This window comes from Corallococcus sp. CA041A, assembly GCF_003612075.1.
Classification (GTDB): domain Bacteria; phylum Myxococcota; class Myxococcia; order Myxococcales; family Myxococcaceae; genus Corallococcus; species Corallococcus exiguus.
In genome coordinates this window covers 14,269-27,603 of record NZ_RAWF01000023.1, presented here as the reverse complement: position 1 = coordinate 27,603, position 13,335 = coordinate 14,269, and the positions used below count along the sequence as shown (strand labels likewise).

Annotated in this window: 12 protein-coding genes; 8 read left to right on the top strand and 4 right to left on the bottom strand. The window is 70.9% G+C overall.

The genetic code is table 11. The features are described from left to right. Positions 1-32 precede the first annotated feature (32 nt). The 3 genes from D7V77_RS06735 to D7V77_RS06725 form a co-directional block, all read right to left on the bottom strand. The gene (locus tag D7V77_RS06735; RefSeq protein WP_120575437.1) at positions 33-992 is read right to left on the bottom strand and encodes a CarD family transcriptional regulator; all 960 of its coding nucleotides are present in this window, start codon (positions 990-992) and stop codon (positions 33-35) included. 78 nt (positions 993-1,070) lie between these two features. Continuing rightward, entirely contained in the window at positions 1,071-1,286 is a 216-nt protein-coding gene (locus D7V77_RS06730) for a hypothetical protein (RefSeq protein ID WP_120575436.1), read from the bottom strand. A 95-nt stretch (positions 1,287-1,381) separates the two neighbouring features. Then, complete coding sequence (locus D7V77_RS06725) at positions 1,382-3,595, bottom strand: serine/threonine-protein kinase (protein ID WP_120575435.1); 2,214 nt, start codon at positions 3,593-3,595, stop codon at positions 1,382-1,384. Between the two features lie 223 nt (positions 3,596-3,818). On the opposite strand from D7V77_RS06725, the gene D7V77_RS06720 reads away from it, so the two are divergent. Beyond that, positions 3,819-4,541: a hypothetical protein gene (locus D7V77_RS06720; protein ID WP_120575434.1), complete on the top strand. Its 723-nt coding sequence runs from the start codon at positions 3,819-3,821 to the stop codon at positions 4,539-4,541. Between the two features lie 181 nt (positions 4,542-4,722). After that, positions 4,723-6,531, top strand: coding sequence for an acyl-CoA dehydrogenase family protein (locus D7V77_RS06715; RefSeq protein ID WP_120575433.1), 1,809 nt, complete (start codon positions 4,723-4,725; stop codon positions 6,529-6,531). Between the two features lie 33 nt (positions 6,532-6,564). Here the strand turns inward: D7V77_RS06715 and D7V77_RS06710 are convergent, their stop codons facing one another. After that, entirely contained in the window at positions 6,565-7,275 is a 711-nt protein-coding gene (locus D7V77_RS06710) for a PilZ domain-containing protein (protein ID WP_120575432.1), read from the bottom strand. Positions 7,276-7,513: 238 nt separating this feature from the next. On the opposite strand from D7V77_RS06710, the gene mraZ reads away from it, so the two are divergent. From mraZ to D7V77_RS06680, 6 genes are read left to right on the top strand one after another with little or no spacing between them, the layout of a single operon-like run. Beyond that, complete coding sequence (gene mraZ / locus D7V77_RS06705) at positions 7,514-7,966, top strand: division/cell wall cluster transcriptional repressor MraZ (RefSeq protein WP_120566798.1); 453 nt, start codon at positions 7,514-7,516, stop codon at positions 7,964-7,966. A gap of 48 nt (positions 7,967-8,014) precedes the next feature. After that, on the top strand, positions 8,015-8,398 hold the full coding sequence (locus D7V77_RS06700) for an STAS domain-containing protein (protein ID WP_120575456.1): 384 nt from the start codon (positions 8,015-8,017) through the stop codon (positions 8,396-8,398). A gap of 23 nt (positions 8,399-8,421) precedes the next feature. Then, positions 8,422-9,327, top strand: a complete 906-nt coding sequence (gene rsmH / locus D7V77_RS06695; RefSeq protein ID WP_120575431.1) for a 16S rRNA (cytosine(1402)-N(4))-methyltransferase RsmH — start codon at positions 8,422-8,424, stop codon at positions 9,325-9,327. Continuing rightward, the gene (locus tag D7V77_RS06690) at positions 9,324-9,716 is read left to right on the top strand and encodes a cell division protein FtsL (RefSeq protein WP_120575430.1); all 393 of its coding nucleotides are present in this window, start codon (positions 9,324-9,326) and stop codon (positions 9,714-9,716) included. The genes rsmH and D7V77_RS06690 overlap by 4 nt, the downstream gene beginning before the upstream one ends. Further along, positions 9,713-11,734: a penicillin-binding protein gene (locus D7V77_RS06685; RefSeq protein WP_120575429.1), complete on the top strand. Its 2,022-nt coding sequence runs from the start codon at positions 9,713-9,715 to the stop codon at positions 11,732-11,734. Before D7V77_RS06690 ends, D7V77_RS06685 begins: the two co-directional genes overlap by 4 nt. 49 nt (positions 11,735-11,783) lie before the next feature. Beyond that, positions 11,784-13,322 (top strand): UDP-N-acetylmuramoyl-L-alanyl-D-glutamate--2,6-diaminopimelate ligase, encoded by a 1,539-nt coding sequence (locus D7V77_RS06680; protein WP_120575428.1) that lies wholly within the window; start codon positions 11,784-11,786, stop codon positions 13,320-13,322. Positions 13,323-13,335: the final 13 nt, after the last annotated feature.

Here is a 13,335-nt window from a genome sequence, read left to right as displayed (position 1 = left end):
GCGCGACGCGGGCGGCCGGAGGGCCGTGGGGTTCACTCGTCCTCGGGCGGCTTCGCCTTGGGAGGACGGCCACGCTTCTTGGGCGCGGCGGGCTCCGCGGGTGCGGCGCCCTCGGGTGGTTTGGCCTTGGGCGGACGGCCGCGCTTCTTCGGGGCGGCGGGCTCGGCGCCCTCCGCCACCTCGGGCTTCGGCTTGGGCGGACGGCCGCGCTTCTTCGGAGCGGCGGCCTCCTCGCCTTCGGCCGGCTTGGCCTTGGGCGGACGGCCGCGCTTCTTGGGAGCGTCCTCGCCCCCCTCCTCGCCGCCTTCCTCCTCGCCGCCTTCTTCCTCGGAGGACTCCTCTTCGGACTCGGACTGCGGCTCCTCGTCCGAGGGCAGGTCCAGCTCCCCGCCCTCCAGACCCATGAGGTCGCCGTCCAGGTCCATGTCGTCCTCGTCGCCACCGGGCCGCGCGAACTCCGCGGCGGTGCGCTTGGGACGCTCCTTCCCGGGCGGGAAGAGGACGATGTCGATGGAGTCCTCGGCGTTGGCCTCGGCGGTGCCCAGCGCGGCGGCGACCTCCGAGACCAGCAGGTGCCGGGCGTTGTCGTAGAGCTCGCGCTCCTTGGTGGGCAGCGGCCGCAGCTCGCTGAGGACCTGGAGGCCCTTGACGACCTCCGCCAGACCCAGGATGCCGCCCTGGGTCATTCGGTCCAGGTTGGTGCGCGCGCGTTGCTTCCAGTCCAGGTCGGCCTTGTCACTGTCCGAGCGGAGGAACGCGTAGATCTCCTCCACGTCGGTGGGACTGGCCACCTTGCGCACGCCGATGGAGAGGATCTTCCCCTGCGGCACCATCACGACCGCGCCGTCTTCCTCCCGGCGCATGGTGACGAAGGTGAGGCTCTGGCCCGCCACCTCCTTCACGTCGATGGCGGCAACGCGGCAGACCCCCTGGTTGGGGTAGACGACCCGGTCTCCAACCTGGAGCTGGAGTGCAGCGGACCCTTCTGGCATGGCCCCCTCGTGGGCGGGTGGGATGATCACCGAAGCGAGCGCCGGTCGTAGCACCGAGCCTCGCCGGATGCCACGAGATTACCGGGGAAGCATTGTCATCCGGTTGGCATTGCGCTGCGCTTCCAACAGCTTGGCCATGACCTCGTGCGCCTGCGAGTCCAGGACAGCGTCGATTTGGGCGTCGGTCGGCCCCTCGTCCGCCGTGCTTCCGGGCCGTGCGTCCACGCGGGTGGAAAGTCCCACCGTCGCCATCACCGCGATCCCCAGGGCCAGCACCGCCAGCAGCTTCTTCATGAGCGTCCTCCGTGGCGGCCCAGGGTAGGGGCGGCGCCCGGATGATCAATTTTTCGGCTACAGGCTGGCGGTGTCCTGTAGCGGCCCGTCGCTCGCTACTGGTGCAGCGGCGCCACCGGCGTCACCTCCAGCGTGAGGCCGCCGGAGTTGTCCTGGACGTCGTCATCCGGGAACGCGAGCCGCAGCCAGCTCGCGCCGCGCATCACCGTGGGCTGGTTGACCTCCAGCACCTCCAGCGTGCCCGGGGCCACGGCCGGGGACGGTCCCGCGCCGTGCAGCGCGAGCACGCCGCCCACCTCGCCGCCGCCGAAGCCGCGCGTGCGCGCCGGTTCCCCGGCCGAACGCACGACGACGCGGTAGGTGGTGGACGGATCCAGCTCCCGGAGCGTGAAGCCGTCGTGGGGTGACAGCGAGACGGCGTGCCGGCGCGCGTCCAGGAGCAGGGTGGTGATGGCGCCGCTCGCCTGTTCGCGCACGTGCACCTGGAGCGCGCCGCGGTTGTCGTCGGGCCGGTCGTCCCAGAGGAACACGTAGAGGACGGAGGCGTCGCGCACCAGCACCTCGTCGGCGCCCACCAGTCCGAAGCTGTCGCGCGCCGTCAGCGCCGTGCCGCCCTCCAGGAAGTACACGGCCTGGGCCACCGGCAGCGGGCCGCCCACCGACACGCGGCCCTCCACGCGCAGGCCGTAGGCGCGGGAGGGATCCAACCGCATGCGCGCCGCCTGGGACGGGGGCACGCGCAGGGCATGCGCGACCGCGCTGAGCGCGAACGGGCCGCCGGAGGAGTAGCGGGCGAAGGATGCGGGCGTGTCGCCCGGACCCGCGCGGGGCAGGGCGCGCGCCGCGACTGCTTGCTTCGGCGCGAGCCGCGCATGGACCGCCAGCGTGGTGCCGCGCTCGGCGTGCACGCGCTGGCTGAAGGGCACCATGCCCGGCATCAGCACCTCCAGCACATGGTCGCGGTCCGACGGCAGCTGGGTGATGAGCGTGGGCGTCGTCTCCGCCAGCGTCCGGCCGTCCACGCGGATGACGGCGCCCGCGGGAGAGGAGCTGAGCTCCACCGCGAACGTGTTGGAGCCGCCCATCACCAGGCCCAGCCACATGGCCACGAGCGCCGCCACCGCCACCGGCGCGCCGCGCACCGCCCAGCCGCGCAGGGAGCGGTGCCACGCGGGCGGCGGCTCCGGAGGCATCGCTTGCGGGGGCAGGGGCTGCGTCGTCAAATCGCCTCGGGGCTCACCCCCGGGCTCGGAGTCGTGGAGGGGGACCTCCGGAGGCGTGGCGATGGGCGGCGGTTCGGCGACGCCGCTCCAGCGGCCCACCCGTGCGACGAACTCGCGCGGCAGCTGCACCGGGCGGCCGGACTCCACGAGCTCCGGCTCGAAGAGGTAGCCCATGAAGTGGCCCAGGTCGCTGGCGGACACGTCCGGCGCGGTGACGTGGAGCTGTCGCGCCAGCGCCTCCGCGAAGGCCTGAGCGGTGGGGTAGCGCTGCTCCGGGCTGGTGGCCATCGCGGTGAGCAGGATGCGCTCCAGCGCGGCCGGGATGTTCGGCGTCCACTCGCGCGGGCGGGGGAAGTCGCCCTGGGAAATCTTGCGCAGCACGTCCTGGAGCGAGCCCTCGAAGGGGCGCCGTCCGCAGAGCATCTCGTAGAGGACCGTGCCCGCGGCGAACACGTCCGTGCGCGCGTCCAGCGCCTCGCCGCGCGCCTGCTCCGGCGCGAAGTAGACGTACTTGCCCTTCGCGGGGTCCGCCTTCGTGTCGGAGCGCCCGGCGAGCCGCGCCCGCGCGATGCCGAAGTCCACCAGCTTCACCTGCCCCTCGAAGGAGAGGAGCACGTTCTGCGGGCTCACGTCCCGGTGGACGATGTGCAGCGGGCGGCCGTTGTCATCCAGCCGCGTGTGCGCGTACGCCAGCCCCCGCAGCATGTCGATGGCCACCAGCACCGCCAGCGGCGGCGGCAGCGCGGGCAGCCCCTTCTCCCGCGCCCGGCGAAGCACGTGCGAGAGCGGATGGCCGTCCACCCACTCCATCGCGAGGAAGTACTCGCCCTCCACCTCGCCGAAGTCGAAGATCTGCGCGATGTTGCCGTGCGACAGCCCCAGCGCGATGCGCGCCTCGTTGATGAACATGGACACGAACGCGCTGTCGTCCGCGTAGCCCGGGAGGATCTTCTTGATGACCACCGGCTTCGTCACGCCCGCCACCGCCGTCATCCGGGCGCGGTAGATCTCCGCCATGCCGCCCGTCGCGATGCGCTCGAGCAGTTTGTACTTGCCGAACTGGAAGCCGGCGGAAGGCGGCGGCACGTTCGAATCGGCTCCGGTGGAGGGGAGTCCTTCGCAAAAACCGCGAGAAGCTATCATGAGGCCATTCAGACGCTCCGGGTGGAATATTCCGCTACGCTCGCCAGCCTGTTCCCGTAACCGTGCATTCTTCCTCCTGGTGTGGAGCACCCTCACATGGGGTGGCTGCCGGGAGTCACCTCCCGCCGAACCGGCACGCACGGTAGCCCCGGAGCCAGCACTCCGTGTGGATCCGGGAGCCCCTCCACCCGCTCCCGCGGACGCGGGCACCTGGGCGGATGCGACCGTCACGCCCGTGTCCGCGCCCGTCTGGGGCGAGCCTCTCCCGGAGGACGTCCTCCGGCTGGAGCTGTCGGGAGATCAGGTGCGCCTGGGCGCGGAGACCTTCACGCCAGCCCGCGCCCGGGACGCGGCCAGCCTGGCGGAGCGGGTTCGGGGCAAGGACGTGCTCGTCGCCGTGGAGGACTCGGACACGTTCCTCGCGCAGGTGTCGGACGCGCTGGCGGTCTTGCGCGCGCAGGCGGCGGAGGTGTGGCTCCAGCACCCGGACGCGCCGGTGGCCTACCGGTTGGTGCTGCGCGACGAGCAGGGCTTCCGGGCGTGGCTGGAGGAGGTGGCGCCCGGCAAGCTGCGCATCATCCAGCGCGCGGACGGCTTCGAGCTGAGCACCAGCGTGGGCAAGCTGCCGGGGCCGGACCGCAACGGACCCTCCGTGCCGGTGCGCGGCGGGCGCCAGGACATCGCGACGCTGCGGCGGGAGCTGGCCCGGCTGAAGACGCGCTTCACCACATCGGACGACCTGTGCCTCGTGCCGTCGTTCGGTACGGAGGTGGGGCAGGTGGCGCGGGCGCTCGGCGGCACGTACGTCGCGCCGGAGGAGGGGCTCTTCGACACGCTCTGCCTCGTGTACCCCACGCCCCGGTCCGCTCCGGACGCGGGTTCCCCGTAACACAGGGACCAGGAAGCCTGCCGCCTGCAGGCCGGGCACGCACCCCGGGTGGAGTCCCACGTCGCCTTGAGGTGGTGGGGCCGCGCCGCTACTACCCGTGACAGTCCGCGCGCCCTAATGTCCCGCGCGCCTTTTCCCCTGAAGGCTTCGGAGGGCAATGCTCCCTCCCCGGAGGTCGTTGATGGTCGCCGCAACCGAGCCCGCTTCCCGTCCCCAGGATGTTCTCGCCGGGGCCACCTTCCTCTTCCAGGAGGTGGGCTCCACCCGCATCCTCACGCCGGAGGGGTTCTCCGAGGAGCAGCGGCTCTTCTTCAAGACGGCGCTCCAGTTCTGCCGTGAGCAGGTGCTGCCCCAGGCCGCGCGCATCGAGGGCAAGGACAACGCTCTGCTGCGCGACCTCCTGCGCCGCGCGGGCGAGCTGGGCCTCTTGAGCGTGGACATCGCGGAGACCTACGGCGGCACGGGTCTGGACAAGACGACGTCGCTGCTGCTCGCGGAGGCCATGAGCCTGTTGGGCTCGTGGTCGGTGACGTCCAGCGCGCACACCGGCATCGGGTCGCTGCCCATCGTGTGGTTCGGCAACGAGGCGCAGAAGGCGAAGTACCTGCCCAAGCTCGCCACGGGTGAGTGGGTGGCGGCGTACGCGCTGACGGAGCAGGGCAGCGGCAGCGACGCGCGCGGGGCGAAGACGAAGGCGGTGAAGTCCGCGGACGGCAAGCACTACGTCCTCAACGGCTCCAAGCTCTACATCACCAACGCGGCCTTCGCGGACGTGTTCGTCGTCTTCGCGCAGGTGGACGGCGACAAGTTCACCGGCTTCATCGTGGAGAAGGACACCCCGGGCCTCACCGTGGGCCCGGAGGAGCACAAGATGGGCATCCGCGGCTCGTCCACGTGCCCGCTCTACTTCGAGGACGCGCAGGTGCCCGTGGAGAACCTGCTGGGCGAGTTGGGCAAGGGCCACCGCATCGCCTTCAACATCCTCAACTACGGCCGCCTGAAGCTGGGCGCGGGCGTCATCGGGAGCATGAAGCTGCAGCTGCGGAGCGCGCTGAAGTTCGCGCAGGAGCGCAAGCAGTTCAAGGCGCCCATCGCCACGTTCCCGCTCATCCGCGAGAAGCTCGCGCGCATGGCCACGCTCGTCTACGCGGTGGAGAGCATGACGTACCGCACGGCGGGCCTGGTGGACGGGCGGCTCGCGTCCAAGGAGCGCTCGGACGCGGACTACGACGCGCACGTCATCGCCGCGATGGAGGAGTTCGCCACCGAGGCCTCCATCATGAAGGTCTTCGGCTCGGAGGCCCTCGGCTTCCTGGTGGACGACGCGGTGCAGGTGCACGGCGGCGCCGGCTACATCGAGGAGTACCCGGTGGAGCGCGCCTACCGCGACGCGCGCATCAACCGCATCTTCGAGGGCACCAATGAAATCAACCGGATGCTCATCACCGGCATGCTGCTCAAGCGCGCCGTGAAGGGCGACCTGCCGCTGTTCGCGCAGGCGCGCTCCGTGGCGGAGGAGCTGAGCCGCGGCGAGCGTCCCCGCGCCGGCCGTCATGACGCGCTCGCCAACGAGGAGATCGCCGCCGAGTGCGCCAAGCACCTGGCCATCCACGGCATGCGCCTGGCCGCGGAGACCTTCGGCACGGAGCTGGACAAGCACCAGGAGGTCATGGCCGCGCTGGCGGACGTGGTGATGGACGCGTACGCGCTGGACTCCATGGTGACGCGCACCCGTCAGGCGGCCACCGGTGGCGTGCAGGACCCCGTGCGCGTGGCGCTGGTGCGGCTGTACGCGATGGAGTCCACCACGCGCGCCTTCGAGCGCACCCGCCGCGCGCTCTGCGCCACGCTCAAGGGTGACGCGCTCACGCTGGAGTTGAAGCGCCTGTCCGCGCTGGACGCCTTCACGCCGTACGACCCGGCGGAGCTGCGCGAGACCATCGTCGCGGGCCTGGAGGAGGCCGACGGCTACCCGTACAACCCGCTGTAACAGATGAAGCGCGCGGGTGCCCTGGACGCAGCGTCAGGGCATCCGCGACACGGCATCCAGGCCGAAGCTGACCCGGGCCCGCCAGGGCGCGGGCGGCAGGTGCTCCAGCGCCATCAGGGCCTCCAGCCGCTGGAGCATGTCCGGCCGCAGCCGGCCGAACGTCGCGCCGAAGCCCGGCGTCACCGCCTGCGCCACGCCCTTGCGCGGCACGGATGACGTCCACGCCACCTCGCCGTGGAGCAGCAGCGGCCCCTCCTTCATGTCCATCTCCATGAAGAAGGGCGTGCCCACCTGCACCTCGCGGGGCAGGGCGGGGGCGTCCACCTCCAGGCCCACGCCGCCGCGGGAGATGTCGCGCACGTAGAAGAAGGGCGCCCGGGGGTCGGCCTCCCGCGCGCGCAGGTGCAGCGGCAGGCGCGGGAAGCGGCGCAGGCCGTTCTGCTCCTCCTGGGCGAAGATGAACTGGAGCACCGCGTCCAGCGCGCTGCGATCCTCCGCGCCGTCGTAGCGCACGGTGAGCATGAAGCGCTCGCCGGGGCGCGGCTCCACCTTGACGACCTCGCCCAGCACCTCCACCGGACGCGGCATGCCGCCCGCGTGCAGCTCAAAGGTGAAGCGGGTGCCCAGGGGCAGGGCCTTGCGCGTCTCCAGGGTGACGCCGCCCTGACCCACGCTGCGGGTGTACTCACCGACCAGCGACTGTGGCGTTTTGTAGGCCACCTTCAGTCGAACGTTCGTGTTCACGCGCCCGCCAGTCTCAGCCTGGGAGCGAAAGAACTCAAGTTTACCCCACCCCCAAAGGTAGGCCGTCCGGCATGTGCCCCAGCGGATGTCCGCCGGCGGGCGAGCGGTGTTCCAGCCTGTTGCGCGCTTTCTTGACCCCCCTGGGGGGGGCGCGTATGTATGCCGGCCGCAGAGGGGTAAGAAGTGGGAAGGAGTGGTGGTCCGTCCCGTGCTGGGCTGAAAAGGTGGATCGTCCCGCGTGTTCCGAGGCGTCTATGAGCACCAGATCGACGCGAAGGGGCGCACCAGCCTCCCGGCGAAGCTTCGGGAGACGTTGGTGGGCGCCTACGACGAGCGGCTCATCGTCACCACGGCCCTGGACCCCTGCCTCCACGCCTATCCGGTGCGGGAGTGGGAGGCGTTGGAGACCGCGCTCGCCCGGCGCAACCCCATGGAGCCGGGGGTCAAGACGTTGATGCGGCTGTACGTGGCCAGCGCGCAGGAGTGCCCGCTGGACAAGCTGGGCCGGTTGCTCATCCCGCCGTCGCTCAGGGCGTACGCGAAGTTGGAGAAGGAAGTGGTGTGGGCGGGGATGGTGAAGGTGATTGAGCTTTGGAGCCAGGAAGGCTGGGCGAAGGCGCAGGAGGACGCGCGCCAGGAAGCCACCTCCCCGGACGTGTTGCGGGTGCTGGGCGAGCTGCGCCAGCCGTAGCCAGGAAGTCGACAGCTTTGGTTTCGCGAGAGAAGGGTGGGCAGGCGCATGGACCAGGTTCAGGAGGTTCGTCGGACCAGGGCGGTGGTGGCGGCGTCCGAGCGCGTGGAGACGCTGATGCTGGAGGGCGAGCTGGAGGAGGCGGACCTGCTCAAGCTGTGCGAGGACCTGATGCACCGCCTGCACCGGGGCACCCGTCAGGTCGTCCTCGACTTCGCGGACGTGTCGCACCTGAACTACCGCGGCGTGCGCCCGCTGATGGCCCGCACGGACGCGTTCCGCCGCTCCGGTGGAGACGTGAAGCTGTCCGGGCTGTCGCCGTACCTGGCCGCCATCTTCCGCGCGGCCGGCGCCCATGACGCCTTCGAGCTGTACCCGCACATGAACGATGCCCGGGCCGCCTTCCAGCTCGCGCGCGCTCCCTTCGTCTGACCCTGCACCCAAGGCCCCCTCCCGTGGACTTCCAGCACCAGACCGTCCTGCTCCACGAGACGGTGGAGCTGCTGAACCCGGCGGAGGGCAAGGTCATCCTTGACGGCACGCTCGGTGGCGGAGGCCACACGCAGGCGCTGCTCGCCCGGGGCGCCACGGTGGTGGGCGTGGACCGGGACCCCGTGGCGCTGGCCGCGGCCACCGCCCGCATGGGTGTCAACGCGCACTTCCAGGCCCGGCAGGGCAACTTCGCGGACCTTCTCAGCGTCGCGCAGGACCTGCTGCCCGTGGACGGCGTGCTGGTGGACCTGGGCGTGTCCTCGCCCCAACTGGACGTGGCCGAGCGCGGCTTCTCCTTCATGAAGGAGGGCCCGCTGGACATGCGCATGGGCGACAGCGGCATCACCGCCGCGGAGCTCATCGCCGAAACGGACGAGCGCGACCTGGCGAAGCTGCTCAAGGACTACGGGGAAGAGCCCTTCGCGCGGCCCATCGCGCGAGAGCTGAAGAAGGCGCTGCCCCAGCGCACGCTGGAGGCCGCGGAGGTGGTGAAGCGCGCCGTGCCTCGCAAGGCGTGGCCGGACCGCATCCACGTGGCCACCCGCACCTTCCAGGCGCTGCGCATGGCGGTGAACGGGGAGCTGGAGGCGCTGGACTCGCTGCTCGCCGCGCTGCCCTCGCTGCTCAAGGTGGGCGGCCGCGCCGCGGTCATCTCCTTCCACTCCCTGGAGGACCGGAAGGTGAAGGAAGCCTTCCGTGCCCTGGTGGGCGGGTGCACCTGTCCGCCGGGCTTCCCGGTGTGCGTGTGCAACAGCCAGGGTGACTTCGTCCTCGTGTCCAAGAAGGCCGTCGCGGCTTCCGAAGCGGAAGTCGAGGCCAACCCCCGCTCTCGCAGCGCGCACCTGCGCGCGGTGGAGAAAATCCGATGAGCAAGGCCCTCTCGCGTCCCTCCGTGTCCGTGGCCGGCGTGCTGATGCACCTGCTGCCCGCCGTCATGCTCTTCACCCTGTTCGCGGCCGTGGGCATCCTCCACGTCACCAGCCGCGTCCTGGTGGTGGACATGGGCTACCGCCTGTCCAACGCGGAGGGCGAGAGCCGCTCGCTCACCCGGGAGAACGACCGGCTCAAGCTGGAGCTGGCCACGCTCAAGGCGCCGGGCCGGTTGGAGCGCGTGGCCCGTGAGCAGCTGGGCATGGCCATGCCCAAGGGCGGCGCGGTGGTGTCCCTGGCGGACGAGCGCGTGAAGGGCTCCGGCACCGCGCAGGCCCGTTCCGCGGCCCCGGCCGTCCGCGTGGCGGAGCGGGGGACCCAGCGGTGAGGGACCTGAAGAGCGCGCGGATTCCGGAGTCGAACACGAAAGGGCTCAGGCTGCGGGTCCAGCTCTTGTTCGGGCTGTTCCTCGCGCTCCTGGGCACGGCGTTCGGCCGCGCGGTCTACCTCCAGGTCTTCCAGCAGGAGAAGCTGCGGGGCCTCGCGCAGGACCAGTACGTCCGGCAGATCGACATCCCCGCCCGGCGCGGAGACATCTTCGACCGGCGCGGCACGCCGCTGGCGCAGAGCGTGGAGGTGGACTCCATCTGGGTGGACCCGTCCCTGCTCCCCGACGTGCCGCAGGCGGCCCGTCAGCTCGCCCGCGCCGTGCACCTGGACAGCGGCGACCTGACCGCGCGCCTGTCGCGCGCCAGGCGCTTCGCGTGGGTGAAGCGCCAGGCGAAGCCCCAGGAGGTGGAGGCGGTCAAGGCGCTGGGCCTGCCCGGCCTGGGCTTCACCAAGGAGCCCAAGCGCTTCTATCCCCAGCGTGAGCTGGGCGCGCACATCGTGGGCATGGTGGGCACCGACGGCCACGGCCTGGAGGGCCTGGAGCTGGCCTTCGAGGACGAGCTGTCCGGGCAGAACTCGCGCACCTCCGGCTTCCGCGACGCCAAGGGCCGCAAGCTGATGGTCCAGGGCGCCATGGATCCGCTGGAGCGCCAGGGCGCCGCCGTCACGCTCACGCTGGACCGCCACCTCCAGTACGTGGCGGAGAAGGCGCTGGCCAAGGCGGTGGACGACGCCAAGGCGGCGGCGGGCATGGCGGTGGTGTTGGATCCGCGCACCGGGGAGATTCTCGCGCTGGCGAACAACCCGCGCTTCAACCCCAACACGCCGGAAGACGGCGTGAAGAACGCCATCCGCAACCGCGCCGCGCTGGACTCCTTCGAGCCCGGCTCCACGATGAAGGCCTTCGTGGTGGCCGCCGCGCTGGAGCAGAAGGCCATCACCGCGGACCAGCTGTTCTTCTGTGAGAACGGCTCCCTGCGCATCGGCCGTCACACCATCCGGGACACCCACCCGCACGGCTGGCTCAACGCGCAGGGCATCCTCCAGGTGTCCTCCAACATCTGCGCCGCGAAGGTCGCCGAGGCCCTGGGCCGCGAGAAGTTCGTCGCCGGCTACCACGCCTTCGGCTTCGCGGAGCGCACCGGTCTGGCGCTCACCGGCGAGAGCCGCGGCGTCATCCCGTTTCCGAAATCGGACATCTCCCTGGCCACCCAATCCTTCGGCCAGGGGATGACCTCCACCGCCGTCCAGCTGACGGCGGCCTACGGCGCGCTGGCCAACGACGGCGTGCTGATGCGCCCGTTCCTGGTCTCCAAGGTGGTGGACCCGGACGGCGTGGTACTGCTGGAGAACCAGCCCACGGAGCTGCGGCGGGTGGTTTCCCAGAGGGTGGCGCGCCAGGTCGTGGGCATGCTCGAGAGCGTGGTGGTCAAGGGAGGAACCGCGCCCAAGGCCGCCATGGACGACTACCGGGTGGCCGGCAAGACGGGTACCGCACAGAAGGCGGACCCCGTGGCACGGGGGTATTCCGACAAACGCATCGCGTCGTTCGCGGGCATGGTACCGGCCGAGGCCCCGCGCGCCGTGATTCTCGTGGTGGTGGACGAACCCAAGACAGACGTATACGGGGGGAACGTGGCTGCCCCTGCCTTCAAGGAAATCGCTACCGCTGCCATGGCCCACCTGGCCGTGCCCCCGTCCCGGACGGTGGCACCCGCCGAGGTGGCCGCGGCCGCCGCGCCCGTGGTGCCCCCTCCGGCACCGAAGGCGTTGGCGAAGGTCGTGCCCGTTCGGGCCGGCCTGGAGGATGCGGTGACCGAGACTCCGGAGCCCGGCACGGTGCGTGTGCCGGACGTCCAGGGTCAGGCGGGACGGGAAGCCGTGGTGAAGTTGCTCGCCGCGGCGTTGGAGCCACAGCTGCAAGGAAGTGGACGAGTCGTATCTCAGACCCCCCCCGCCGGTGCGCTGGTGGAGAAGGGGGCCCGGGTGACGCTGGAACTGGCGACGCGGCAATGAGGCCGTGTCCTTTCCAGGCCCCGCAAGCAATGCGTGTGAAGGGGAAGAGATGAAGCTGACGGATGTCCTCGCAGGGTGTGGAGCCGAGCAGACCTCGGGCGGCCGTTCCGCGGTCGACGTCACGGGAGTGACGCAGGATTCGCGGCGCGTGAAGCCGGGGGATCTCTTCATTGCCGTGCCGGGCCTGAAGGAAGACGGGGCCCAGTTCATTGGTGAAGCCGTGTCGCGCGGCGCTGTGGCCGTGGTGTCGGAGAAGCAGGGCCAGTCGTCGCAGGTGCCGTTCTTCAAGGTGAGCAGCGCGCGCAAGGCGCTGGCCCTCATCGCGGCCAACTTCCACGGCCGTCCCGCGGACAAGCTGACGCTCCTGGGCGTCACCGGCACCAACGGGAAGACGACCACCACGTACCTGCTGGAGGCCATCCTCGCCACGGCCGCCATGTACACCGGCTCTCCGGCGCCGGGCGTCATCGGCACGCTGGGCTACAAGTTCGGTGGCAAGACGACGGAGCTGGCCAACACCACGCCGGACCCGCTGGAGCTGCACCGCATCTTCCGAGAGATGGTGGATGCGGGCGTGGAGACGGTGGTGATGGAGGTCTCCAGCCACGCGCTCGCGCAGGAGCGCGTGCACGGGCTCACCTTCAAGGCCGCCGGCTTCAGCAACCTGTCGCGCGACCACCTAGACTACCACAAGGACCTGGAGGAGTACTTCCAGGTGAAGCGCAAGCTCTTCCTGGAGAACCTGGGCGCTTCCGGCACCGCGGTCGTCAACGCGGACGACGCCTTCGCCAGCCGCCTCTACACGGAGCTGCGCAACCAGAAGCGCATGGCGTGGAAGTTCAGCCGCACGGGCGCGGGTGAAATCTCCGCCGCGGATGCCGCCTATTCGCTCAAGGGCATCGAGGCCACCCTGAAGACGCCCGCGGGCGACATCAAGGTGAAGAGCAAGCTCCTGGGGCCCCACAACCTGGAGAACATCATGCTCGCCGCCGGCATCGCGCTGGGCGCGGGCATCAGCCGCTCGGACGTGAAGAGCGGCATCGAGCTCGTCACGGGCGTGGCTGGCCGCATGGACCGCGCGGAGAACCACCGCGGCGGCCCGGCGCCGGCGGTGCTGGTGGACTACGCGCACACGGATGACGCGCTCAAGCGCTCCCTCGAAGCGGCGCGCGCGTTGGCCAAGGGCCGCGTCATCGTCGTCTTCGGCTGCGGCGGCGACCGCGACAAGGGCAAGCGCCCGCTGATGGGCGCGGTGGCCGCGGAGGGCGCGGACCTGGTGATGGTGACCAGCGACAACCCGCGCACGGAGGATCCGGAGACCATCATCTCCGAGGTGACGCCGGGCCTGGAGAAGGGCGGCCTGCGCCGCATCTCCGAGGGCAAGGCGAAGGTCGGGGAGAAGGGCTACCTGGTGGACGCGGACCGCCGCGCCGCCATCGAGCAGGTCATCAACCTGGCCAAGGACGACGACGTCGTCCTCATCGCCGGCAAGGGCCACGAGACCTATCAGACGGTAGGCACCGAGAAGCTCGCCTTCGACGACCGCGAGGTCGCCGCGCGCGCGCTGGCCAACCGCATCCCGGGCTGAACCTTCTCAAGGC